This is a genomic window from Sphingobacterium ginsenosidimutans (assembly GCF_039536865.1).
In the GTDB taxonomy this organism is placed as follows: domain Bacteria; phylum Bacteroidota; class Bacteroidia; order Sphingobacteriales; family Sphingobacteriaceae; genus Sphingobacterium; species Sphingobacterium detergens.
This window is the reverse complement of record NZ_BAAAZK010000007.1, coordinates 1464662-1489184: the sequence shown is the minus strand read 5'-3', so window position 1 is coordinate 1489184 and position 24523 is coordinate 1464662. Positions and strand designations below refer to the sequence as shown.

At 38.7% G+C, this 24523-nt stretch carries 28 protein-coding genes; 19 read left to right on the top strand and 9 right to left on the bottom strand.

Annotated features, from left to right (window positions below; all coding sequences use genetic code 11):
• The first annotated feature begins 7 nt into the window (after positions 1-7).
• Together fbp and ABFX33_RS18675 are read left to right on the top strand one after the other, a co-directional pair.
• Positions 8-1015 (top strand): class 1 fructose-bisphosphatase, encoded by a 1008-nt coding sequence (fbp, locus tag ABFX33_RS18680; protein WP_346087421.1) that lies wholly within the window; start codon positions 8-10, stop codon positions 1013-1015.
• A 118-nt stretch (positions 1016-1133) separates the two neighbouring features.
• The gene (locus tag ABFX33_RS18675) at positions 1134-2582 is read left to right on the top strand and encodes a L,D-transpeptidase family protein (RefSeq protein ID WP_346087420.1); all 1449 of its coding nucleotides are present in this window, start codon (positions 1134-1136) and stop codon (positions 2580-2582) included.
• 55 nt (positions 2583-2637) lie between these two features.
• Here ABFX33_RS18675 and ABFX33_RS18670 read toward each other — a convergent pair whose 3' ends face one another.
• On the bottom strand, positions 2638-4227 hold the full coding sequence (locus ABFX33_RS18670; RefSeq protein WP_346087418.1) for a DUF3943 domain-containing protein: 1590 nt from the start codon (positions 4225-4227) through the stop codon (positions 2638-2640).
• A 168-nt stretch (positions 4228-4395) separates the two neighbouring features.
• On the opposite strand from ABFX33_RS18670, the gene ABFX33_RS18665 reads away from it, so the two are divergent.
• Positions 4396-5928 (top strand): SulP family inorganic anion transporter, encoded by a 1533-nt coding sequence (locus tag ABFX33_RS18665; RefSeq protein WP_346087417.1) that lies wholly within the window; start codon positions 4396-4398, stop codon positions 5926-5928.
• Between the two features lies 1 nt (position 5929).
• On the opposite strand, the gene ABFX33_RS18660 is transcribed toward ABFX33_RS18665, so the two are convergent.
• The gene (locus ABFX33_RS18660; RefSeq protein WP_346087416.1) at positions 5930-6520 is read right to left on the bottom strand and encodes a methyltransferase domain-containing protein; all 591 of its coding nucleotides are present in this window, start codon (positions 6518-6520) and stop codon (positions 5930-5932) included.
• A gap of 239 nt (positions 6521-6759) precedes the next feature.
• On the opposite strand from ABFX33_RS18660, the gene ABFX33_RS18655 reads away from it, so the two are divergent.
• The gene (locus ABFX33_RS18655; protein ID WP_346087414.1) at positions 6760-7644 is read left to right on the top strand and encodes a bestrophin family protein; all 885 of its coding nucleotides are present in this window, start codon (positions 6760-6762) and stop codon (positions 7642-7644) included.
• 118 nt (positions 7645-7762) lie between these two features.
• Here ABFX33_RS18655 and ABFX33_RS18650 read toward each other — a convergent pair whose 3' ends face one another.
• Positions 7763-8647: an NAD(P)-dependent oxidoreductase gene (locus tag ABFX33_RS18650; protein ID WP_346087412.1), complete on the bottom strand. Its 885-nt coding sequence runs from the start codon at positions 8645-8647 to the stop codon at positions 7763-7765.
• A gap of 140 nt (positions 8648-8787) precedes the next feature.
• Here ABFX33_RS18650 and ABFX33_RS18645 point away from each other — a divergent pair, with 140 nt between their 5' ends.
• From ABFX33_RS18645 to ABFX33_RS18615, 7 genes are all read left to right on the top strand, one after another.
• Positions 8788-9144: a winged helix-turn-helix transcriptional regulator gene (locus ABFX33_RS18645; protein ID WP_257091561.1), complete on the top strand. Its 357-nt coding sequence runs from the start codon at positions 8788-8790 to the stop codon at positions 9142-9144.
• Between the two features lie 190 nt (positions 9145-9334).
• Positions 9335-9862 carry a hypothetical protein gene (locus tag ABFX33_RS18640; RefSeq protein WP_346087410.1) on the top strand — a complete coding sequence of 176 codons (528 nt, stop codon included), beginning with the start codon at positions 9335-9337 and terminating at the stop codon, positions 9860-9862.
• A 267-nt stretch (positions 9863-10129) separates the two neighbouring features.
• Positions 10130-10672, top strand: coding sequence for a hypothetical protein (locus tag ABFX33_RS18635; protein ID WP_257091559.1), 543 nt, complete (start codon positions 10130-10132; stop codon positions 10670-10672).
• Between the two features lie 70 nt (positions 10673-10742).
• Entirely contained in the window at positions 10743-11540 is a 798-nt protein-coding gene (locus ABFX33_RS18630; RefSeq protein ID WP_346087408.1) for a hypothetical protein, read from the top strand.
• An 87-nt stretch (positions 11541-11627) separates the two neighbouring features.
• Complete coding sequence (locus ABFX33_RS18625; RefSeq protein WP_120257005.1) at positions 11628-12428, top strand: class I SAM-dependent methyltransferase; 801 nt, start codon at positions 11628-11630, stop codon at positions 12426-12428.
• Positions 12429-12461: 33 nt separating this feature from the next.
• Positions 12462-13262, top strand: a complete 801-nt coding sequence (gene dapB / locus ABFX33_RS18620; protein ID WP_257091556.1) for a 4-hydroxy-tetrahydrodipicolinate reductase — start codon at positions 12462-12464, stop codon at positions 13260-13262.
• 234 nt (positions 13263-13496) lie between these two features.
• Positions 13497-13754 (top strand): hypothetical protein, encoded by a 258-nt coding sequence (locus ABFX33_RS18615; protein ID WP_120257007.1) that lies wholly within the window; start codon positions 13497-13499, stop codon positions 13752-13754.
• Between the two features lie 28 nt (positions 13755-13782).
• On the opposite strand, the gene ABFX33_RS18610 is transcribed toward ABFX33_RS18615, so the two are convergent.
• The 3 genes from ABFX33_RS18610 to ABFX33_RS18600 form a co-directional block, all read right to left on the bottom strand.
• Positions 13783-14319: a hypothetical protein gene (locus ABFX33_RS18610; RefSeq protein ID WP_257091554.1), complete on the bottom strand. Its 537-nt coding sequence runs from the start codon at positions 14317-14319 to the stop codon at positions 13783-13785.
• Between the two features lie 61 nt (positions 14320-14380).
• Positions 14381-15241: an AadS family aminoglycoside 6-adenylyltransferase gene (locus ABFX33_RS18605; protein WP_346087405.1), complete on the bottom strand. Its 861-nt coding sequence runs from the start codon at positions 15239-15241 to the stop codon at positions 14381-14383.
• 209 nt (positions 15242-15450) lie between these two features.
• On the bottom strand, positions 15451-17295 hold the full coding sequence (locus tag ABFX33_RS18600; RefSeq protein WP_346087403.1) for a helix-turn-helix transcriptional regulator: 1845 nt from the start codon (positions 17293-17295) through the stop codon (positions 15451-15453).
• A 219-nt stretch (positions 17296-17514) separates the two neighbouring features.
• Between ABFX33_RS18600 and ABFX33_RS18595 the strand changes: the two genes are divergently transcribed.
• The 6 genes from ABFX33_RS18595 (at position 17515) to ABFX33_RS18570 (ending at position 20214) form a co-directional block, all read left to right on the top strand.
• The gene (locus tag ABFX33_RS18595) at positions 17515-17838 is read left to right on the top strand and encodes a magnetosome magnetite crystal formation protein family (RefSeq protein ID WP_120257012.1); all 324 of its coding nucleotides are present in this window, start codon (positions 17515-17517) and stop codon (positions 17836-17838) included.
• Positions 17839-17857: 19 nt separating this feature from the next.
• On the top strand, positions 17858-18325 hold the full coding sequence (locus tag ABFX33_RS18590) for a hypothetical protein (protein ID WP_346087402.1): 468 nt from the start codon (positions 17858-17860) through the stop codon (positions 18323-18325).
• A gap of 62 nt (positions 18326-18387) precedes the next feature.
• Complete coding sequence (locus tag ABFX33_RS18585; RefSeq protein ID WP_167457157.1) at positions 18388-18564, top strand: hypothetical protein; 177 nt, start codon at positions 18388-18390, stop codon at positions 18562-18564.
• Positions 18565-18591: 27 nt separating this feature from the next.
• On the top strand, positions 18592-19230 hold the full coding sequence (locus tag ABFX33_RS18580) for a hypothetical protein (RefSeq protein ID WP_346087400.1): 639 nt from the start codon (positions 18592-18594) through the stop codon (positions 19228-19230).
• A gap of 18 nt (positions 19231-19248) precedes the next feature.
• Entirely contained in the window at positions 19249-19692 is a 444-nt protein-coding gene (locus tag ABFX33_RS18575) for a hypothetical protein (RefSeq protein ID WP_257091546.1), read from the top strand.
• Between the two features lie 24 nt (positions 19693-19716).
• Entirely contained in the window at positions 19717-20214 is a 498-nt protein-coding gene (locus ABFX33_RS18570) for a hypothetical protein (protein ID WP_257091545.1), read from the top strand.
• A 158-nt stretch (positions 20215-20372) separates the two neighbouring features.
• On the opposite strand, the gene ABFX33_RS18565 is transcribed toward ABFX33_RS18570, so the two are convergent.
• Positions 20373-20831, bottom strand: coding sequence for a hypothetical protein (locus ABFX33_RS18565; protein ID WP_346087397.1), 459 nt, complete (start codon positions 20829-20831; stop codon positions 20373-20375).
• A 345-nt stretch (positions 20832-21176) separates the two neighbouring features.
• On the opposite strand from ABFX33_RS18565, the gene ABFX33_RS18560 reads away from it, so the two are divergent.
• Positions 21177-22376 carry an MFS transporter gene (locus ABFX33_RS18560; protein ID WP_346087396.1) on the top strand — a complete coding sequence of 400 codons (1200 nt, stop codon included), beginning with the start codon at positions 21177-21179 and terminating at the stop codon, positions 22374-22376.
• Positions 22377-22432: 56 nt separating this feature from the next.
• Here ABFX33_RS18560 and ABFX33_RS18555 read toward each other — a convergent pair whose 3' ends face one another.
• Entirely contained in the window at positions 22433-22984 is a 552-nt protein-coding gene (locus ABFX33_RS18555; RefSeq protein ID WP_346087394.1) for a 5' nucleotidase, NT5C type, read from the bottom strand.
• Positions 22985-23094: 110 nt separating this feature from the next.
• On the opposite strand from ABFX33_RS18555, the gene ABFX33_RS18550 reads away from it, so the two are divergent.
• Positions 23095-23841, top strand: coding sequence for a DeoR/GlpR family DNA-binding transcription regulator (locus ABFX33_RS18550; RefSeq protein ID WP_120257019.1), 747 nt, complete (start codon positions 23095-23097; stop codon positions 23839-23841).
• Positions 23842-23892: 51 nt separating this feature from the next.
• On the opposite strand, the gene ABFX33_RS18545 is transcribed toward ABFX33_RS18550, so the two are convergent.
• Complete coding sequence (locus tag ABFX33_RS18545; RefSeq protein WP_257091538.1) at positions 23893-24459, bottom strand: YceI family protein; 567 nt, start codon at positions 24457-24459, stop codon at positions 23893-23895.
• Between the last annotated feature and the right edge of the window lie 64 nt (positions 24460-24523).

Here is a 24523-nt window from a genome sequence, read left to right as displayed (position 1 = left end):
CACTATTATGAGTGGTATAACAACACTAGGTCAATTTATTATTGAAAAACAAGCCGATTTTCCATACGCGAAAGGCGAGCTGTCCAGACTCTTGCGTGATATCGGAATTGCAGCAAAAATTGTTAACAGAGAAGTCAATAAGGCTGGATTGGTTGATATCCTGGGGGATGCAGGTCAAACCAATATTCAGGGGGAAGGGCAGAAAAAGCTGGATGTGTACGCCGATGAGCAATTTATTAAAGCGCTGCAAAGTGGGGGCGAATGCTGTGTGGTTGCTTCTGAGGAACATGAAAATCCAGTTTACATGCAGTCGGGAGTTTCCAAAAATGCAAAATATATTGTTTGTATAGATCCACTGGATGGTTCGAGTAATATTGATGTGAATGTTTCTGTGGGTACCATTTTTTCGATTTACCGTCGGCTTTCGGATACCGGAGTATCGTGCAATAGCAATGATATTCTGCAACATGGAACTAAGCAGGTTGCAGCTGGATATGTAATTTACGGAAGTTCAACGATGTTAGTCTATACCACTGGAAAGGGTGTGAATGGGTTTACATTGGATCCTTCGATTGGTGAATTCTGCCTATCACATCCCGATATGAAGATTCCTGAAGCTGGCCATATTTATTCGATCAATGAGGGAAACTATTCTAAATTTCCGAACGGCGTTAAGCAATATATCAAATACTGCCAAATGGAAGATGCTTCTACCCAGCGCCCCTATGCGTCACGTTATATTGGTTCTATGGTTGCCGACATTCATCGTAATCTATTGAAAGGAGGGATATTTCTTTATCCAACCACCTCTGCCCATCCGAATGGAAAATTACGATTGATGTATGAGTGTAATCCGATCGCTTTTATTATTGAACAAGCCGGAGGTAAAGCGACCAATGGATATCAACGTATTTTAGATATTGAACCAAAGACATTACACCAACGAACAGCAGCTTTTCTGGGGAACTCCGAGATGGTCGAACTCCTCGAAGATTTTCTGGAAAAACAGCAGTAATTCATTCTGTAGTGATTCAATGACAGGTAAAATTCGTTTGCCAATTAGAATTATTTATCTTTGTGATCAGAAAATGGCTTCATTATTGCGAAGCCATTTCTTTTTCATTATTTGTTGTATGTTACGTATTTTAGTTTTTATTTCCTTCGTTTCAATTGTATTTTTTTCCTGTAAAGAGAATCCTCCGACTTATGGCGATGTGCTCGCAAAGGGTTTTGAGCAAAAATCCTATAAAGAATTTGATACAACGGCCTATCTGAAGGTATTCCATGAGGTGTATGGTAAACAGAAGTCCAAACTGCATAATCCGAGTTGGATGAAGGAGTTGTCTGACTCTACCGAGGGGATGACTTTAATCGCTGGCCATCTATTCGATGGCAGTATTGATACCCTATTGAATTATTTTGAACGAAGCGAAGAACATGGAATTCGTAGCAGTTACTTTCATACAACAGAGATCAAGGAAACTTTATTTTCTCTTCGTAAACTGAAGCCTAAGGATGTAGCGGAATCTTATCCGCTTTTGGCCAAATTGGATCTTTTAGGGACAGATGGCTTAGTGGCTTATGTAAGCAGTATAAAATATGGTGTAATTAATCCAAAACGTTTGTACGGAAGGTATTTTGTTCCTCAAAAACGTATGAACTATGCTGGCGTTGTACATCTACTGGATAGTGTGGAGATTGGGCCATTACTGGCTGGAATTCAACCTAAAAACCAGTATTACATTCAATTTCAGGATTTGTTGGAAAAGGGTAACCTGGATAATGCGCAAAGAACGAAAGTATTGATGGTGCTGGAAAAATTACGTTGGATGGGGGAGTCTTTCCCCGAGAAATATGTTATTGTCAATATTCCTGAACAGCGACTACACATCATGGAAGATGGAAAAACCAGCCAATTGATGAATGTGTGTGTTGGCGAAACGGATAACCCGGCATATACCCGTAAAGGTGAAAACCATGAAACTCCGGTCATGCAGGGCATCTTGGATGCCATGCAGGTCAATCCTGTATGGAATATCCCAAGTAGTATTGTGAAAAAAGAATTATTGGCAAGTGTACGGAACAACCCCAACTATCTAGCTTCACGTAATATGGTGGCATATTATAAAGGAAAGCAGGTGGATCCCAGTACCGTAAATTGGCAATCCGATTCGGTGGAGAAATTCCGTTTTAAACAAAATCCGGGTTCAGACAATTCGTTGGGTAATGTGAAATTTTTGTTTGAAAATGCTTATTCGATCTATCTCCATGATACACCTGCCAAACAAATGTTTGGACAGACTAACCGCGCTGTGAGCCATGGTTGTGTGCGCGTTGAAAAGCCTGTGGACCTGGCCGGTTACCTGGTCAATAATGAAAAGCAGGCCGAGAAGATTGCGAAAGAGATTACAACGGATTCTATCACCAAGTCGCGTTGGGTAACACTGAAACGTCAGATGCCTGTATACTTGACTTATTATACCACCTGGCTTGACGATGACGGTAAAATGGTTTCTTATCCAGATATTTATGGGTATGACCCGCGTTTGAAAGAGGCGATGAAAAAATATTGGACAAATTAAAAAGAAGGCCTAACCGGAAGACGGTTAGGTCTTTTTTCTAATCGTTTGCTTTGTCTTAGTATTCGGAGTTGTAGGCTAGAGCCAAACGGATAAAAGGATAATCTTTATTGACATTGTTATGGTCTTGGTAATGGCCTTCAAGTCTAAAATATCCGGAGTAAAGGTTGACCCCAAAGTTTTTCCAGATCCGCACAGATGCACTGGTGGATGCGGTATGAAGATAGTGGTGAGATTTGTTGCCACTGATTGTGACGAAATATCCACCACGGTAATCTATACCAAATTTGAAGCGATTGAGCGTACTTAGTGTTGCTGATGCCCGGACGTCTGCTCCGGGGCCATAATCGTAGGTACGACTTTCGCCAAAATGAAGATAGGGATCCGGTACTGCGGCCAGTACGACTGGGCCACCACCCAGAATGGTGGTCAACTTGGTCCGTTTACTGATGTTATAATTGGAAAAAATATTGTAATTGATGCTTTGTGATCCATAATAGAACGCTTCATTACGCAAAAAGTCAAAATGAGCGGAAACGATACCACGATGTCGGCCTGTTAAATTGGATAATATTCGATTCCCATAGAGAGAAGCGTAAACATTAACTGCATTGACCATAGAGCTGTCATCTGATCCAATCTCAAGATTTAGAAAGAAGTCGTCAAATGGTTTCTTTTTATCGACATCATCGTTGTTGTAAATCAGTTTAATGCGCGCGTAGATGTCATTCTTCCCCCGGCTCAGGACGTTATGCTCCTTGGCATCAAATCTGCGGATCCCCAGCTCCACTTCGGTATGAACCAAAGAACTGTCAATCACGGCACCTTTGGTTGTATTTCCCCAACGGCCATCGAGCAGCCGATTTAAACCATTCATCGGATTGATCAACATCGCCAAAATTTCCTTTTTATTACGTTGTCCTTTTGTAAGACTTGGTCTGGCGAGCACATGGTGTGAAAGACGATGAGTCATCTCACCGAGAATTGTTCCACCAAAACTGGTATTGATAATATCGTTGATCGAAGGTGGCTCTGTCTCACCTGCTGTCTCCCAGATGTAACTTCCGGCAACTGTCGCGAGCGTAGACTGTAGGAAACTAAAATTGTTTGATCGAAATGAATTGAAATAGAACTGACCATGGTAAGGGTGGGCGATCTGATTTGTAGCAAAGAGATTGTCATCCCAGGTCCAAGCGGAAAACTTCAAATGACTGAAGAAATTTTTGAAGGAAATATGGGAGACAGGATCTTTCCGTATGAAATAATTGACTGAAGCAGGTATGGCCTGAATAGAAAACCATTCGATTCCAGCCCGTAGAAAGTTTTTCTTTTGATAATTTACGATACTATCGGGTAATTTGGCATTGATCCGATCGGAAATCCATTTCGTCTGTTGCATGGATACGGTGATGCTATCCGTCATTTTTTTCGAGGGGCCGATAGGAATTATGCTGTCTGTTGATGATTTTAGCTGCGTACTATCTGTTAGCAATGAGGGATTTAAGATTGAAAATGGTACGACAAACTGACTTGTATAAGTGGATCCGCTAGCTGTGGAATTAGCAAATACCAAGGTTCCAAAAAGAGTAGTAAATAGATTTATAAATAAAAATAAAATAGAACGATATGTACCTGAATGCTGTTTCATAAGGGCTAATATACTGTTTTGCAATAAAACTTGTAATGAATAACAAATAGTTGTTAAAAGTGTTTTTAGGATTGTGATTTCTTTGTGTTTTAGCAGCGCATAGCTTGCTGATTTGCGGTACGGATTGTTACCTTTGCAGGGCTTTATAACTGTTCAACTGATTTTGATATGAACAATACCTTTGAATTTTTTAATGTGCGATCCATCAATTTTAAGAACGAGCTATTTGCTGGTTTGACGGTTGCCATGACCATGATACCGGAATCACTTTCATTTGCAATATTAGCGGGCTTGCCTCCTCTGACGGGGCTGTATGCGGCCTTTTTAATGGGGCTTGTGACAGCTGTTTTGGGAGGAAGACCAGGGATGGTATCTGGTGGCGCCGGTGCGACTATTGTTGTTCTGATGGCGCTTGCAGCAAGTCATGGTATCGATTATCTTTTCGCCGCTGTGGTCCTGGCAGGTCTATTGCAATTTTTGGTCGGTCTTTTTAAATGGGGTAAATTTGTTCGGCTGATTCCGCAGCCCGTTATGTATGGTTTCTTGAACGGATTGGCCATTATTATTTTCATGGCACAAGTTGTCCAATTTAAAGTGAGCAGTGGAACAGGTACAGCATGGATGTCGGGGGCGACACTATATATTATGGGGGGACTTACGTTGTTAACGATGTTGATTGTGATCGGTTTTCCCCGGCTGACAAAAGCAATTCCTGCTTCGTTAATCGCTATTTTAGTCGTTTTTGGTCTTGTTTCCCTGCTGGGTATCGAAACCAAGAAGGTCGTGGACATCGCTTCAGTCAGCGGATCACTACCACATTTTCATCTGCCCAATGTTCCCTGGAATTGGGAGACATTGCAATTGATCTTTCCATATTCCCTGGTGATGGCTGCTGTGGGACTTGTTGAGTCTCTTTTAACCCTTAATATGGTCGATGAAATTACAGCTAGCAAGGGGGACGCAAATCGTGAGTCCATGGCGCAGGGGATAGCAAATACGGTTAACGGATTTTTTGGTGGAATGGGAGGATGTGCCATGGTGGCCCAGACGTTGGTGAATCTGAATGCCGGTGCACGGACCCGACTATCTGCTTTTATCGGTGCCATAACAATCCTAGTGATTATCCTGGTCGGTGCTCCCTTTATTGAGCAGATCCCAATGGCGGCTCTTGTCGGAGTGATGATGATGGTTGCGATCGGAACTTTTCAATGGGTAAGTTTCCGGATCATCAATAAATTTCCGAAATCAGATATTTTCGTTGGTATTCTTGTTGCTGGAATAACAGTGTTATTGCACAATTTGGCCTTAGCTGTACTTGTTGGAGTCGTCGTGTCTGCATTGGTTTTTGCCTGGGATAATGCAAAACGGATACGGGCCAGAAAATACCTCGACCAAGATGGCATAAAGCATTATGAAATATATGGTCCCCTTTTTTTCGGATCTACCGCCAATTTTTTGGATAAATTTGATATCTCTGAGGATCCCGATCGCGTCATTTTGGATTTTAAGGAAAGTAGGGTGGTGGACATGTCTGCTGTGGATGCGTTAAATAAAATCACGGAGCGTTATGCCGCACAACAGAAGAAGATAGAGCTTTGGCACCTCAGTGAGGATTGTCGCTCTTTACTCAAAAATGCCGAGGGAATCGCTATCGTTAATATTATGGAGGATCCGACTTATCAGGTGATGCCTGGTAAATAAGCTATTTCTTCCTTAATGCAATGAAAAGCTCACTACCTTGTCGTTGAGGTATGCTGTTAAAACAGTCTTCCATTTTTAAAATATCAAAGGCTACCTGAAACAGTCGTTGATATTCCGTTTTGTTTCCGCCAAAAGGTGGGCCTGCTGATTCAAATGTTCTGTTAAACATTAAACCTGCAAGGATACCATGTGGATGAAGTAGATCGGCCATTTTGTTACTGTATTTTTTACGTAAAATCGGATCTAATGCACAGAAAAAAGTCTGCTCGAGAATATAATCGTATTTTTCGCCATGTTCAAAAAAATCTTCGCAGATAATCCGGATCGGTGTAGTTTCGCCAAACTCTTTTTTAACCTGATTGACTAAAGTTGGTGCGATATCAAGTAAAGTGATATTTTTAAACCCTTTGTCAAGTAGCGCTTTCGCTTCGTATGCATTTCCACAGCCAGGGATCAAAATAGAAGCCTCTTTGGGAATCACCGTTTCCGCATATTCGATTAATGCCGGTGAGGCATAACCGATATCCCATCCGGTCTCCCTGTTTTTATAGCGATTGTCCCAATATTCTTTATCCAAATCCAATATATCCATCGTATTATATACCTGTTAAATCAAGCGGACACAATTTAAGGAAATCTTGTGTAATACGGCATTATTTTTGTTTTTTACCTGAAAATCTGTCCATAAGATTCGTAATAATCTCAATAGAGATGATAAAAAATAATTCGCTTTATTGTAGGTTTTTAACATTTTGTTTTTGGTCTTTTAAAACAAAAAAACAACTTTCGGATTTATATGATGTATTATTTCAACTAAAGAATGATTGTTATATGTTACTTAATAGGAGGATCTCTGTCTCATACTTCTTAAAAACCATTCAGACTGATCTGGTTCGAATTGTATTTTTTGGCTGTCTGGTGGGCCTACTGGCAAAACACAAAGACTTTCTTACATTGGAAATTCCTTTATCGTTAATAGCCATCGTTGGTACAGCCATATCGCTTTTGTTGGCTTTTCGAACTGCCCAATCTTACGATAGATGGTGGGAAGCCCGTATCGTTTGGGGCGGAATTGTCAATGATTCACGCAGCTTAATTCGTCTTTTGCAGACTTTTATCAGTAAAGATCAGGATATACATCTAAAAATGTTTGTTGAAAGACAGATTATATGGAATTATGCCTTGAGCGAATCGCTGCGCAAGGAGCCGTATTCAAAACGGGTAAGCGACTATTTGGAAAATTATCAAATCAAGGACACCAATGCTGTTTACGGAATTTTAAATGCGCATGGAAAGCATTTGCGTTTATTGGCCCAGGAGGAGTTGATTACTGAATTTCGGCAGGTTGCTGCAGATGAGATTCTAACGCGGTTTTCGGATTCAATGGGTCGATGTGAGCGGATAAAAAATACGGTTTTTCCGGTGTCCTATGGTAAGCTGATCCATTTTCTGATTTATCTATTTGCGCTCTTATTACCCTTTAGTCTGAATGATGATGTTATCTTGGTCAAAATGATGCTGACGATCGGAATTCCCATTATTTTTATTATTATCGAACGTACTGCCATCTTAATGCAAGATCCTTTTGAAAATAAACCAATGGACACGCCGATGACAACGATCTGCCAGACCATTGAGATGAATCTGTTGGAGGCTATTGGCGAACCTACTCCGAAGCCAACGGCACCTGCCGAGGAATTCTATTATATTCTTTAAGCGGTTGGTCGTAAATTTTAGTTGTAATCAGATAGCTTTATCTCCAGATTTGGTTTCATCAAGCTATCCGATCATAACGTTTTTGTGTTGAGCCACTTTTAGGTGGTCGGGCTTCTGTTTATCGCGGTGTCCGCAATGTCTTAATCACAGCAGCAAATTCTTCCTGTTCATAGCCCGCATCTTTTGCTCTTTTGAGCCAATTTGCTGCAAATTGGGGAAATTCACTATTTATTCCACTTAATTTTGCTGTTGCAAGGATTCTTTCTGTTGCCTCTACAGAGATAGCAAGTGGGCTTTGGGAAAGCTTAAAATCTCCACTACTGATCACTGCACCCTCATGCTTTAAAAATTCGCCCATTCCCGGAGCAATTTCTGCGATGATATTGCCATATTCCCTGACGTCAAAATTTTCAGATTCGGCAATTAAAGCACCATGTAGAAAACCTGCTGCTGCACCATAGATATAGGAGAGTGTAGCTGTATCCATGGCTGCCGCAGCCCCAATATTTTCGCCTAGATATTTTAGATTTCCACCCAGAATTTTCAATGTATCTTCGATTTCCAGATATTTTCCGCTATTGCCCGAAAACAATATTGTTGTATCGGGCTGTGCCATCTGTTCTGGCGCCACCTGTATCGCTCCATCAAGGTAACCGGCTGTTTTACCGTTAAACCAGGTTTCGCTTAAACGTGCTTCCTGCGATGTACCTGTAGTCAATTGCACAATGAGTTTGCCGGCTAATGCATTCCCCGTTTTGATTGATGAAAAAAGATTATTCGCTACCGCATAGTTATGAACGATAACAATACTCGTTGGACTCGCCTCAATGGCCTCGCTAATGTTTTTCGCTAATCGAGCACCTTCTTTTACCAGTTGATCTGCTTTAGCTGTGGTTCGATTGAATACAGTGACCTGAAAACCTTTTTGTAGATAGAGCTGCGCTATTTTTATACCCATTGGACCTAGGCCGATAATGCTGATTTGATTTTTCAATGTTTCCATGTGTTTCCTCATTTATTTTTATACAACAAATATGAGGACAAGCCGGTACGCTGGCAATAAGGGAAAAAGGATTCACCCAGGGAAAAATTATTCCCTATGGAATTGCAAAATTCACTAGTTTTAATGAAAATTATGAAATTATGTATAGTAGAAAGATTCCCGAAGATCTTGACTGTGGCATAGTCGTCACAATGAAAATACTTGGTGGAAAATGGAAAGCCTGTATATTGGATGGTATCAACAAAGGTATAAAACGTCCCAGTGAATTGCATCGTGCTATTCATGATGCAAGCCCAAGAGTAATCAATATGCAGCTTTATGAATTGGAACAAGCTGGTATTATCGTGAAGAAAATTTATCAAGGATTTCCGCTGAAAGTCGAGTATAGCCTGACTGACTTGGGGATTAGCTTATTGCCAGTTATAGCAATCATTGATAAATGGGGTATTGAAAACAACCATTTGGTTGAAAATTTGAGAGAGCAGATTGTAGGCTGATACTGAACCCTTAAAATCATGAAAACAGACATATTGTAAAAGGACGATAGCGAATTGTAAATAAATATATTATTGTGGCGGTAGAGCGCTAGCTTTATCCCAGCAGTCAGATAAAATAAGACCTGTTCGGCTTTTGATAAGGGTCAATTTGAAAAATAGCCTGCTGTTAATCCAGAAAAGATAATTGTATATGAAGCAGCCACTCCAAGCTGAAGCCTTTAACTTTGATCGAATACTTTTGTATAGCTTATATGCCGCTTTGATTTCTTTCGCGCTCATGTTCGCTAGCACACTATTAATTCGCAATATTCATCCCTTATGGAATGCAGTCTTAGTCATAGGTTTCCCGTATTCATTATTTGTGTCGAAAATAAAATCGAGCGCAGATGCTATAATTTTTGAGGATAACCAAATCATTTTGAACGGGAAAAACATCGCTATTCAAGATATTGAATTCTTTCGCATATTTGATTCGTTAAGGTTGTACTTTGTCTTGCGAATAACCTTAAAAACAGGCCAGCAGTATATTCACTATCTTCCAGTTTCGGCAAAGCAAGATCTGGAAAACTATTTTGAAAAAGAGGGGGTAAGGAGCAGTAAGGGATCTTTTGATTTTATTGCCAAATATTATTCCTTATTATATGTTTTACCAGTCATGATATTGCTAGGATTAGCTTATTCATTAGGTACGCAACTGTATTATTATTTGCAGTATTGATAAAATAAGGATTTCATAAAAACGGATAAAAGTAGTAATGAACAAATTGTAAGGGGTGAAAACGCTTAAATTAGATCAATTCCTGTGCGATTCTAGCTCCGGAACCTTGTAATTGATAGACGGATATTCATTGGGTTCAGGCGAATATTAGACCGGTCTAAAAGTGGTGCCTGCTTATTCTATATTTGATTGTTGGGTTTGTTATCTCAGGATACTGCTACAACAACAGAATGGTTTAATTAAGGTATTACTTTTAATGATAATAATATGAAAACAATGAAAATGACAGTGATGACTCTGCTAACGGCTGCAACTTTTGCGATATCAAGTTGTGGTGGTGGAAAGGATCAACCGTCAACTCCAATTAATGCGGATCAGTTTGAAAAACTAGATCAAAACAAGGATAATGCCGGCAAGCGCTTTAGCTTGACAGGGTACCCTTACCTTAACAGTGACGTAACAGTCCGAAGCGATATGGAAATTGCTGTTTCGTTGTTTTCTGAACCAAAGGGAAAAGGAGATTATATCGGTAGTATAGATTTGGGCTACAAGGACAATAAAAACGGAATGTATATTCCTGATAAGTTTACAGCGGATGATTTGCAGGTTTTTGATAATGAAGGAAACAGTCTTGGGATAAATGATAAAATTACCATTTCTTTCGAGATGGATCTGGATACCAAACGTCCACCAAGAACGGGTATTAAAAAATTGGAAAAAGACGAAAATGGCAATCCAAAGATGGTCGAACAGAAACCTACATACTATGGAGATGGGCCATCTGATATAAAAATTGAAAAGGCGAAATAGTTGATTTTCATGGGTTTTTGAGGCAAAAGGATCATAAATGAATCATGTTATATTTTAAAATTTGAACGTCATGTTAGCACTGGAAAATTATAAAATACTGCTGCTTGTACTATTTGCATCGCAATCTTGTGGGAATAATGGCCAGAAAACAGGCGGCGACACATCTCATCTGGCTGATCATGATGCTGAAATCATAACATATAAAAGCGATTCTACCAATGAATTGGTGCTGAACTTCAGGGATCATAGTTATTTTTATAAGGAAACAAACCTTCCCCTGAAAGCGGGGGAGGATGTGGGCTATGAGAATCAATCTAGAGGGTCCTTTGTAATTAAAAATGATACCCTGACTTTTTTCTCTCAGATGCCATCGCAGATCGATGTTAAAACAGATTGGTCTACGAGTACGGAATTTCTCCCCTTATATCAAACCAATGAGGAACTTGATAGCAATAGCGTGAAAATATATGTTGACAATATTGCTGAACCACAATATTATCGGGCATTTGAATTAGCGAAAGGAAGAGTTGAAAAATTGGCGGTGAAAGCCTGTGTAACAGATGGAGACTTTGGTTGGATAAAAACGGAAAACGACCAGATTCCATTGTACCAATATTTAATTATTGAAAAACCTAAAAGCAATAAGCTTTTAATCATAGACAGCATGAATACAGCGCACAGTTATTATTTTGACTTTGATCATATTCCTTTTCGTTCATTCCACTTTTTTACAAGAGCTTATTGGAGTTATTACGATTTTACAGGACTGACATTTGTGCTTGCGGACAACAGACTCAAATTAACAGAAAATAATAGGTTAGGACGTTATCTGCATTCTAATATTAATCTGACCTTCTTAAAACAATGAAGTATTACAGCTGTTAAGAACATTAATTCTTCTTTAAGCATGGGTTAATGATATAAATAATACGGATAAAAAAGGTAGATTTAAGCTATGAATAAAGAACAGCATTATTTGGATATAAACAGAGCGTCCTGGAATAGTAGAACGGATTCACATCTCAAGTCGGAATTTTATGATCTCCCGGGTTTTCTTCAGGGGAGAAGTTCTTTGAATGAGATTGAGCTAGATCTGCTCGATGATATTCAGGGGAAAACAATATTACATTTGCAATGTCATTTTGGTCAAGACACAATTTCACTGAGCCGGCTCGGTGCTGAAGTAACTGGGGTCGACTTGTCCGATAAGGCTATTGAAAGTGCACGAAAAATTGCTGAACAGACAAATGCCGATGTTCGTTTTATCTGTTGTGATCTATACGATCTGCCGAATCATTTGGATCAGCAATTTGACTATGTTTTTACGAGTTATGGTACAATCGGCTGGTTGCCTGATTTAGATAAATGGGCAAAGGTTATTTCCAGATTTTTGAAGCCCAATGGGAAATTTGTCTTTGTTGAGTTCCATCCTGTTGTTTGGATGTTTGATGATAATTTTGAAAAAATAGGTTATCGATATTTTAATTCAGGAGCTATTATAGAAACTGCAAACGGAACTTATGCGGATAGAAATGCGGCTATAACAGAGGAGTATGTCATGTGGAATCACGGTATAAGTGAAGTGGTCAATAGTCTGATAAAAAATGGACTGCAAATCGCGCAACTTGATGAATTTGATTATTCCCCCTATAATTGTTTTAACGGGACGATTGAATTTGAAAAGAATAAATATCGGATTGAACTACTTGAGGACAAAATTCCAATGGTCTATGCTATAGTGGCCATAAAGAAGTAACATCTGAGCGTTGGACGATCAAAAAAAGGAATTATGATAAAGGTATTTATAGCGGGTGCAACAGGATGGGTGGGAACTGAGCTAAGCAAAAGGATAACGCAGGAAAAGGACTTACAATTGGTGGGTGGTCTGTCCCGCTCCAAAGGTGGTGCTGATTTAGCACCAATTTTAAATCTGGGAAACGGGCCGATTCCATTATTTGATAATATAACAGATGCGCTTGATTTAGTGGATTTTGATGTGATGATTGATTTTACCAAACCAGAAATTGCCAAGAGCAATGTTATTGCAGCGTTAAAAAGAGGGAAGCGGGTTGTGTTGGGAACTTCGGGGCTAACAGATGCTGATTTTAAAGAAATCGCAGCGGTGGCAGATGAGCATCATACGGCAATTTTAGCTGCCGGTAATTTTGCAATCACGGCAGTGCTTCTACAGAAGTTTGCGGAAATTGCGGCTAAGTTTATCCCACATTTTGAAATTATTGATTATGCTTCCGGGGATAAGCCTGATGCCCCAAGTGGCACCGTAGCTGAACTTGCATATCGCCTTTCCAAAATTCAGACACCGGAATTAGCGGTAGCAATTGACGATACTGTCGGACGAAAGGATGCGCGTGGGGCAAGCATAAATGGTATACAGGTGCATTCTGTGCGTTTACCGGGACATATTCTTGGTGTCGAGGCGATATTTGGTGAAAAGGACGAAACGTTAATCCTTCGTCACGATGCAGGCAATGGCGCAGAACCGTACATAAAAGGGATTTTGATGGCTGTAAGTAAGTTGTCGACCTTTGAGGGCTTGAAGCGCGGATTGGACACCGTAATGGATATATAGAAGCGAAGATATCGAATAATCGGGATTAAAAAATTAGATTATTTTATGCTAAAATAATTAGTATAATACTGTTTTTTATTTTTATATTTACATACTTATTTAGCATGTGAACACTTATTCGTAAGCCTATTTTGGATATTTAGGAGAGGTGTATGGATGCTCCAATGTGGTTAAGAGCTATAGATAGGCTGACCATACGGTTTGAGAGATTAGACTAAATTTGAGTTAGATGCCATGGAAGATACGATTGGACAGTTAAATACAGCATATAAAGGACAGATTTTCCGCATTACATATCAGGAAAGAGATTTTCAGATTCAATTGTTGAAAAAGTGTCCGACAAAAGAAGAAACAGAATTGGATATTCTGTTAGATGGTCTATTGCAAACTTTGGTTAAGAACAAAGAGAGATGGTCTTTTCAACAGCATGAATTGGATCAGGATCTTGCAAATCATATCTGGCGGGCCATCTCTCTCCGGTATAGACTTTGATAAGAATCAAAGCCTCCCAGTTACTTATTTAATTTACGCCAGGTCCAATAAGTTCAGTGGTGAGGCCTAAAAATCTCAGTAGATTTTTGTTGTCAAAAATTAAAGTAGCATAATGTTTTCCCTTTTTAAAGGTAAGTTTTGAACCACCTGGAAAGGTACTTCCTTCCTCCATTTTTTGCGTTTTGGCTGCATATTTACTGAATTTAGCTGCACTTTCCTTAAGCGTGGTTTTGTTCATCACAAGATTAAAAGGCAAGCCCTCGACAACAAGTGCTTGATCTTCTGGGATATCAAAAAAGATTTCATTGATGGTATTACCTTTTCCAAGACTGGTATAGAGTTCCAGACCGGAATTGGTCAACCATTTGGCATATTTTTCTTCATTGGCATCTTCATAGTAGACCGTTTTCGCATTTAAAGCTGCTTCGATCTTTTGCACTGTCTGTGGGAAAATAAATTCTGAATCCTTGTTTAGGAGCGATTTTATTCCTGCATGGTTTTGCGAGAAAACGCTCATGGTCAATAGCAGGAAGAACATATTCAATGTTAGTGTTTTTATCATCATAGTGATCAATTTTAAGTTCTGGAAAATACAATAATTAAAGATATTAAAAAATTAATCAAATTCATTTCGTCTTTATGGCATTGAGATATATCCTGATATCCTGTTCGAGTTTTATAGGGTATGTATAGCCCAATTTATTTGCTAGTTCCCTGCCAATTTCTGCGACAAGATCGGCCATTGCGAATAGCGCCGTCCAATTTTCATTGATATCGCCAGCTGAAAAAGTCCGCATTACTTTTCCCCAGGTTTGCTCGGTCAGGTATTTTTTAAATAGGCGTCCATGTTTATTGGTTGTGATATTCCAATCATGCTGGCTAGCGATATACCACTCAATCAGCGGTACCAGATAATCGGTACGTATATTGTTTTCGGACATAAATTTTGCATAAAAAATATCCTTTCTGACAAGACATTTGGCGACATAAGTACAGTCCCACCAAAAATCATTGAGTAGCTGTCTGAATTTTTGCTCGGTAGGTTTTTTTATGATTGACACCCGATAGGAGGGTTTTTGGATCGCTTCCGTTATCCCCTCTTTGTCAAGGAGTACTTGATAACCAATATCCCAATCTTCGCATAACGGGCTTTGGCGTACCTCTTCCAAAAAATTAGGCTTACTATATAACTTAAAATCAACTTTTATGTGATCTGTATATAAAACCATTTTCATGGCATGTTTGCTATCAAAGTAGCTTTCATCCTCTTCAATCATGGCGATAGGAGAGCCAAAGTTATTTAGCCAATTCTTATCGGCGACATACGTGGTATTGTCATCAAATACAAGTTCGATGTCTAAATCACTTAACTCATCAACTGGTGCCAGTGGATTTACCAAGGAGCTGGTTAGGAGAACTGCCTGAATATCCGTATTGTTTTGTGCCCAATCCATAATCTGCTGTAATTTTTCTGCTCGAGTTTGCATATTTTTAGTTTATTTATGGAGAATAATCCCGTTCATTTCTAAAGAAGCACGACTTACGGCCGTTGGCTTCGCAAAGGTGTCGGAACGACTAACATTAAAAATATACGAAAAATTTTTGTTTACCGGACAAGAGCATTTATTAATCAGCATGCAGAAGATGGGTGTCATCCTATTAAGCTTTTATTAATTTAAAGCATAGTCGATGAAAGCTATACAATCATTTTTAGGTAATTTGTAAGATTGGATTGACTATCCAGACCGAACTTCTGTTTGATTCGGTATTTGGTCATCCGTACACTTTTGGGTTCTACGTGAAGTAAGTTGGCAATCTGTTTGGTATCCATATCAAGATAGAAATAGGCACAGTATTTTTGATCTAAAGCGGTCAATTTCTGTTTCGAATGCTCATTGATATTTTTAAAGAAATTGGGGTGCAGTTCTGTTATTCTAAACTTTGCTTTTTCGAATTCAGTATCTGTTAGAGACTCTTCTCTAAGGATCTGCTGTATATTGGCGGTTTCGGCTCCTGTTAGTTTTTCCTTGACTTGTTGTAGGACCTTACTTTTATGCTGTAATTGCAGCTGACTTGTCATAACTTCATTTTGTAGTTTTTGTTGCTGCAATTCCAATAACTCCTGTTCTAGTTGCATGCGGGCTCGTTCTTCTTTTTCATATTTTATTTGCAGGGAGCTTTCGTTTTTTTCGGAAGTAAGTTGTTTTTCCCTCGCCAATGCATACTTGAGGTTAAAATGGTAAGAGCGGAACATAAAGAATGATCCAATGACAGCGAGGGCAAAAAGTCCTAAAATAAAATATTTTTGTGTTTGCTGGTTTGTTGCTTTTTCTTGTAGACTTTTAATCTCCTGTTCTTTTTTTGTTAGTTCATATTGTGCTTCAAAGCGCTTGGTGGTTGAGGCCATCTCTTCGTTAAAAAGCAGGTTACTGTACTCAGCTACCTTTTGCTGAAAATCCAGTGCTTTCTTGAAATCTGATTTTTTCGTGTATAGGCTAACCATCGAGTTCAGTACATTGATTAAGGTGTGATAATAAGGCTTCTTTTTTTGCGCGAGCATGATGTAGGCTTTATTGAGGTACATTTCTGCAGCATGAAGATCACCTTCCTCCATGCTCAATTCACTGAGCATACCATAACTACTTGCCATTGCTTCTTCATTTGTGGCGGGAGCCACACGCAGGGCTTCATTGATATGTTGCCGTATTTTTCGCTTGATTTCTGGATCGCCTATATTGTAATATTTTAAATAGTAGCTTGCCTTGTTGTTATAACTATTGGCATAGGTGTTGGCTGGTACCTGATCAGGATATTGCTTCTGTAATAGGATCGCATGATCGAGATACAGCATGGTGCTATCCAAATGCTGTTTTTGATGAGTGGTTTCATATTTAAAGGAAAACACAACCGATATGGCTGTATAACAATTGGCCAGCATATTGATGTTTTTTGATTTTTGGGCGAATTCCAACGATTTATGGATATAATTCAATGCTTGGGCTTCGTCATTCCATTCCGTATAAACGCCATAAAGAAGGTAATAAATTCGCGCTGTCAGAAGAGGTTCCCGCTCCTTGTCACCAATCTGCGAAAGCGCCTGATGTAACAGTTGCACTGTTTTTTCACTGTCAAAGAGTGTTGTGTGTAATACCGCTGATGCATAGTTTGCATAGGCTGCTGCAAGGGAATTTTTTTGGTTCTGAGCGGAATGATAAGCGCTATCGATAAACTTCTGCGACTTTTCAAAATCTTGTGTATTGGTATATATATTTGACAGAATCCAATATGATTTGGTCATCTCAAGGTTGTTTTTAGAAATTCTGCGAGCGGACTTGAGGCTGTTTTGGGCCATTTGTATGGCCTGTGGATACTGTTCATTAGCGCGATACCAGTCCGCTAATTGCTGTTGGAGCGATACTTGTTCTGTCGCCGTCAAATTCGTCTTTAAAAGGTTTTGTAGACTATCGACATAGCTGTTATTTGCGAAGCCCATTGGTAAGAGACCCGCCCAAAATAGTACAAAAGCAATTATCTTGTTCATGCTACAAATGTACAAAAGCTGTAGACCTAATACGAGCCTTTTTTCTTTTTGTTGTCTTTGTTTTGTTGTTGTAAATTGTTGTTTTTTAGTTTGTTGTGTATGCGTGTAGACGTTTTGTAGATGTTGCATTTACTGACAGTAGACCTTTTGTAGGATCCTATCCTTTGGTTTTAAAATGATGAAAGATGAATTTTGGGATGAACAACAAATCATAAAATTATGGACAACAAAACACGCTCTATTGTATCGTACATCACTTTGATTGGCTGGTTGATAGCCTATTTTTCTCCTAATAAAGAAGCTGACGGCTTGTTGAAGTATCACTTGCGCCAATCTTTGGGATTAGTCATCACTTGGTTCATTGGCAACATGATCATCGCAATCGTTGTGACGATTGTTCCGGCATTAGGGATATTGTACTATAGTAGTTTTGCTTTTTTAGCGCTGATGATTTTCGGTATGATAAACGCTGCAAATGAAGTAAGCAAACCCTTGCCACTGATCGGCAAATTGTTTGAACATAAATTTGCCTTTATCGGATAGGAGTAAAAGCGGGATGGTTATGAAATATTATAAATATCTGATTATGGAGGGGAATGCTTACAAGATTAGGACCTTTATTGCCCTACAGCATATTATACTGATTATTTGGTTTTTTATTGGGCTTTTTATGTTTGCCTATGGTGAGTATATAAAAACAGGTATTGGTATCGTCTCTTTTACACTGTTGATATTGGTTCTAATGATCCTAAGACCATCTAAATTCAGGGTTTGTCCGCAAGATCAACGGATTCAGGTGGACAGAGCCAAGCTAGAAAAAACACCGGATTCGTATTCCTTTTCAGATTTCAGCAGTTTTGAAATGGACACCATTTATTGGCTGCGTATTCCAATAAATAGCACGCTCTATGCAAGATTTAATTTTGAAGGAAAAACCAGTCGTCATGTGGTCAGTCAATCGTTTGGGAGGGGGCCAATGCAGGTATTGTCCAATGAGCTGGGAAAATTAATCACCCGGGATCAAGTATAGCATATTTGTTTCAGAAAAATAGTATTAAACTAAATAATTAAAAGATTTAAAATAAAGAGAAAATGAAAAAAGCACTTGGTATTATGCTTATTCTTATTGGATTTGCATTGGTGGTTATTCTAAAAATCGGCATATCAAAAGAAACAGCCTGGATGTTTGAATATGGAAATTGGCCATTGATTATATTAGCCTTGGCTTTGTTGGTTCCGGGCTTGATCCTGTATAATAAAAATAGATAACGATCTCTTATTAAAAATAAGGTTTTAATGAAAATAGAAATGGAATTGAATGAAATAACGAGGACTCATGATTTAATGTGTCAGGTTGGTCATAATAGGCAAATAATCTGGAAAAGGAACTTTATCTTCTTCTTGACTGGTTTATTCTTTCTTGTTTTAGGTTCTTGTGGTATAGGTGAAAAAAGTTACCCAGAGCAGGTCTTTGAACGCGTGGCATTGAATGGGAACAAGATTCCAAATGGTTTTAAGCGGCATTTTAATGAGATTAGGGCACAACTTAAGGCGGGGAGTTTAACTATTGTAACCCAAAAGAATGAGGTCAAAAAGGTTGGCGCTGTAGCCTATGTCGAAAATCATTATGTGCGGATGTTTGATGCCGATATTAAGTCCTTAAAGGAATTGGAATCTAAAGCAGAAACAGCTCAAATTTTGACACTTGCGCTCGATATGTTTACCTATGTCGATCAAATCTATAAAGTTGATTTTCCCCGCATTGCTAAAATGATTGATGAAGGGAGGCCTGATGTTGAGATCGATGCCGCTATTGCAGAGCTCGATTCAAATAAAGGCGGGATCATAGATGAAAAGTTTAATGCGGTTCATGATCTGATTATTCCATATGCCGACAAACATGGTGTTGAATATAAAATGCTCAATATGCCTTAAACTGATTTTAAAAAAAATATGAAAAATTTCACAAAGGAGGGTAATGTATATACCCTGAACAAACAATATGGGTTGTTTGTTCCATTAATTGGTTTCTTTCTTTTATTAACTATTCTAGGGTTTGTTAAAATACCTGAATCTACATTCAAATGGTGGATGCTGGGAATTACGACGCTATTAACGCTATCCTTCTATGTAGGTTTCCTGACAATAGATATGGACCAAGAGGAATTTCGAACTAGAGTGAGTTTGTTTAGCGGTGTAAAGGTGATGCCACTTTCGGATCTTGAAGGGTTTACAATTCATAAATTGAAACAGATGGGGTTTATTACGACAAACGTTACCCTATTGGCTAATTATAGTAAAAATGGTAAAGACAAGGAGCTGAAGCTTGCTCAACATTTTTATACCAAACCTATTCAAAGTATACTAAATGAAATTCATGAGATTATCGAACGCTAGCTCAAAATAATTAAATGAAAATAGATGGATTTGAAGGATAAACTGCGACTCGAAATCGGGAATAATTGCATTGCATTTAGCCCATATCGGGGAATAATGTCCAGTCTCTATGGGTTTGTTGCGGGTATAGCTGTGACGGCGATAATTTTGGGGCTGTTCAATGCAAGAATAGGAGAGGGAGGACGAATACTTTGTTGTGCTATCATGGTATATCTTTTTATTCATGGACTATATGATCTCATTTTTAAATTGAATGTCCGCTATATATTTGATGGCAATAATCAGGTAATTTATCGGGAGAATTTACCATTTGGCCGACGAAAATTAATGCGATTTGAAGAGGCGGTCATCATCACGAGCTCAGAATCTTGTGACTGGCATTATTGTTTAGGGATCAAGGAAAAACAGTTTTTGAAAAGTTATAAAATCAGCCCTGATTTTGGGTCAGGGAAGGCTTCGGAAAAAGCTGTTTTTGCATATGAGAAGGAGATATTGAACCCAATAGTGGAATTGCTTAGTTAGTCAGTATACTGTTTTTGGGCGGCGTGATATGCAACTGTATTCGTACAATGGGAATCAGTCCAGGTAAAATGGTTATATGAATTTTTATTGCAGCAATAGGTTTATTTTCTAGTGATCTTAAAATATTTGGATCTGCCTCGCGGCAAATGACAGCCAATTTAAAAACCGAAGAGTCCGCTAAAGATAACAATACAATAGATTCCCATCGCCAACAGTAGATTGATGCACAGCGCTGCATATTTCTTCTTCGCTAATAACCAAATTGATTCTATTACTGTATAAATGAGGAGCGGAATTCCAAAACCGAGCATTTCGAAATAAAATAAATAGCCAGCACCCAAACGATCATTTTCTTTATGCATATACCATTGAGAAATAATGATAATAAGGCCAATTAGTATTAAGATACCCAATCTTATTAAGAGATGTCTTTTTAATTGTTTATCTCTCAAAATAGGTGCGCGAATGAAGAAGACCGTTCCTGCAAAGTAAGCTATGATGAATATAATCCCTATAAGCTGTCGGAATGTATAAGATATATTAAACCAACCATTTGTATAGAGTGACCCTATAATTAGTGTTGATAAAAGAAAATAGCCTATCGTTTTATAGTTCATGTGGTAAAATAAACGTTTTGCCCATACCGGATGACGCAAGCCTTTTTGTTGGAAAGAATTCACTTTCTAATAGCAATTTAGGTATAAATCACAATTATAGCAAAAATAGAGGGTGAAGATTAATGCGCCAAAAAATGTATGGAGATAGTAGTCCTTGAAATAAAAATTGTAAACGATTACTAATGACAGTATTATTTAATGGGGTTGGTTGTTTTATTGCTTTAATTTGCATTTTTTGCAATATTATGCAATAATATGCTTCTATTTTGATTTATTATTGATAGTTTTGTACGACTAAGCCTAGACAAGTCTATTGCTATACTATTTTAGTTTATCTCAAATTATATGGAAATTAAATCATTACCCATTCGTCCGGATACAGCGAGAAATGCTGTCAGGTTTATCTTTTTTGTGTGTGGGTTGGGACTCGCCAGTTGGGCACCTGTCGTTCCTTATGTTAAGCAACGGCTTGGAATAGATGATGGTGTATTGGGACTTTTGATGCTTCTTATCGGCGGCGGAGCTCTTTTTATTATGCCATTTTCGACCATCCTTCTGAATAAATTTGGAACAAGAAAAATTATCTTTCTTTCGGGGATCACGCTCGCATTGATACTGCCGATGTTGTTAATTGCTAATTCCATCATAACAATGGGGATTACACTATTCTTTTTTGGTATGTGTATGGGAGGAATAGAAGTTTCCGCAAATGCGCACTCAATCCTTATCCAGAAACTCTTTGATCGGCCTATCTTATCCGGTCTGCACGGTATCTTTAGTGTGGGAGGATTAACGGGGTCGCTCGGATTAGGACTGTTGATAAAGTTAGGGTTTCAGGCTACCTATGCCATGTTATTGATCTCCTTACTGATCGTTGTAATTATGTTCGTCATGTATCGTAGGTTGTATGCGCATGATGATGAAATACGCATTAATAGTCATCATGATGACAAGAAAATGGCTGCAGGTCAGTCCAAATGGGCTGGTTGGTTCAATTTGCATGTTTTATTTCTGGGCATGCTCTGTTTCTGTGCTTATCTCTCCGAAGGTTCAATGTTGGATTGGAGTGCGGTATTTTTGCATGAGGAAAAAAATGCACCGCTTGAAATTGCGGGGATAGGGTATGCTGCCTTTTCCATCGCCATGGCAACAATGCGACTTTTTGGCGATGTACTTGTTGTCCGGTTAGATCATCGGGTTGTTGTGGTCGGAGGGGGACTCTTAGCGGTATTCGGTTTGCTGGTAGCTGTTTTATCACCTTCTTATTGGGGTGCATTAGCCGGATTTATCCTATTGGGCTTTGGTGCCGCTAATATTGTTCCGATTTTATTTAGTCATGCCGGAAATTTAAAAGGGGTTGGGGCATCAGCAAGTATTCCGGTTATGTCAACATTGGGGCACTCGGGACAGTTGTTGGGCCCCGCCTTGTTGGGTGGAGTTGCCCAATTTTATGGAATTTCAGTCTCGCTTATCGTCGTTGCTTTTCTTATGCTTTCACTTGCCGTGTCTTATTGGATTTATTGGAAATTCCAGGCTAGAAAATAAATTCTTGCAAACTATAGCTGGGCAATTACCTCTTGTGATTGGCCAGCTATAAATACTCAGTTGAACGTTTTATTTTGCAGGTCAGCAACAAAAAAACGATGTGCATCAGTCCAGTTCTTCAACCGTTCAAATCGGTGCTCATTGACATTGTGAAATGTATTAAACATAAGCCCTTTTCCAGAAAAACTGTCTAGATTCTTTAGATGATCGTCAATAAGAAAATCTGTGTCGATAATACCTTTATTCCCACAGAATACGATGTTCTTCCACGAGATAAATGGAAAATATTCCTGTAGCCATTCCCGTTTCTCTAAAAGACTATTGGGAAATTCCATTGCGGCAGATACAACAAAAATCTCATAATAGTTTTGTAATTCCTTCACCACGTCTTGTGCATCTTGTGCAACAGGAATACTGCGGAAAAAACCTGGTCTATGCAAATAGCGTAAGACTGCCGTCTGATCAGGTAAACAATCCGCTTCCTTCAGCCCTACGATGTCGTTTTCATTTATCCGTATACCCGTTTCTTCAAAATAATGTGAAAGATAGTGCCGTTGGATGTCTGCAAGTACACCGTCCATATCAATGGAAATTGTCTTTTTTATCATAAGTTTTATCTTTATTATTGCACAAATGTAATTATTTAATTGCAAAATATTGCAATTATAGCAAATTTTTGCAATTCATTTTATTCTGGTAAATCTATATATTTGTTCCTATGCTAAAGTACGATCGTCTGCAAACCATTTTAGATATCACCAATAGGGAGGGCTCGGTTTCATTTCAAACCTTGAGCAAAAAGCTTTCGGTATCTGAAGATACCATACGGAGAGATATCAAGGAATTGAATGATCGGGATCTTCTTCGCGCAGTACGGGGGGGAGCTCACAGCATTGTGCAAAAAAAATATCATTATCGTGATCGCGAGAAAGCAGGGTTGGAACAGAAAAAGATTATTGCACAAAAAGCTTTATCATTAATAAAAGATGATCAGGTACTTTTTTTTGATGGGGGGACATCTATCCTGGAGTTGACTAAAATTTTACCAAAGGATCTTAAAGTCACTATCATTACGAATAGTTTTCCTGTCGCGAGTGTGATCGAAGACCATCCTTTGATCGATATCATATTTTTGGGAGGCCGACTTTATAAGTCCGCCTTTACCACTTTTGGCAATACTACGTTGGAAAGCATTGCCAATTTTAAAGCTGATTTATACTTTTTGGGCGTTTGTTCAATTACTCCTGAAAATTTGTCCTGTAATTATCAGGAAGATGCTGAAACGAAACGTGCAATGATGAAACAGAGTGTTCGCATCGTTGGATTGTGTACTTCCGATAAATTTGATACGGAGTCAAGCTTTATCATCGATAAAACCAAAAAGCTTGATATCATTGTGACAGAACATGAATCAACGAGCCCTCAGATGCGTAAATATATCGCTCAGGGGATCGAGCTGCTTTAGACAAACAATGATGTCGCAGTTTTTTTGCTACATCATTGTTTGTTATCATAGCTATTTTGCGGCTTTGATCTGAATGTCCAATGTAAATTCGTCGTCAATCGCCCGATTCCCGAGGTCAGAGAAAAAGCTGGCCGAACGATATTGGATATCAAAATCCAATCGATTTACCTTTACACCTAATGCTTCGGCCGAAAGTCCGTCAGTGGTGCTGGTTACCTTTGCGGGAAAAGATATCGTTTTCGTTTTGTTTTTAATGGTAAGATTCCCTGTGATTACTGGAGTAGCCTTGCTGTTATCCACTTTGCTGATAATGAATTTTGCTGTTGGATACTTCGGTACATCAAAGAAATCTTCATTTTTAAGATGGCCAGTTAGTTTTGGCGCATCAGTACATGCCATCGAATTCATATCAATGGTAAATCCACCACCGGTAATTTTACCTTTATCTGTTTGGATCGTTCCGTCTTTCAAGGCAATGGTACCAACATGACCACCGACGACTTTCTTCGCATCCCATTTGATTATTGATGATTGTGTACTGACTTTATAGGTTGTTTTTTGCGCAAAAGCAAAGGAAGTACTGCAAATAATAGCAATGAATAATAAGGTTCTTTTCATAGAGATGATTTGTTTAAAATCAAATATACAAGAAAGTAGGCATATTCAAATGAGTAAGGTAATG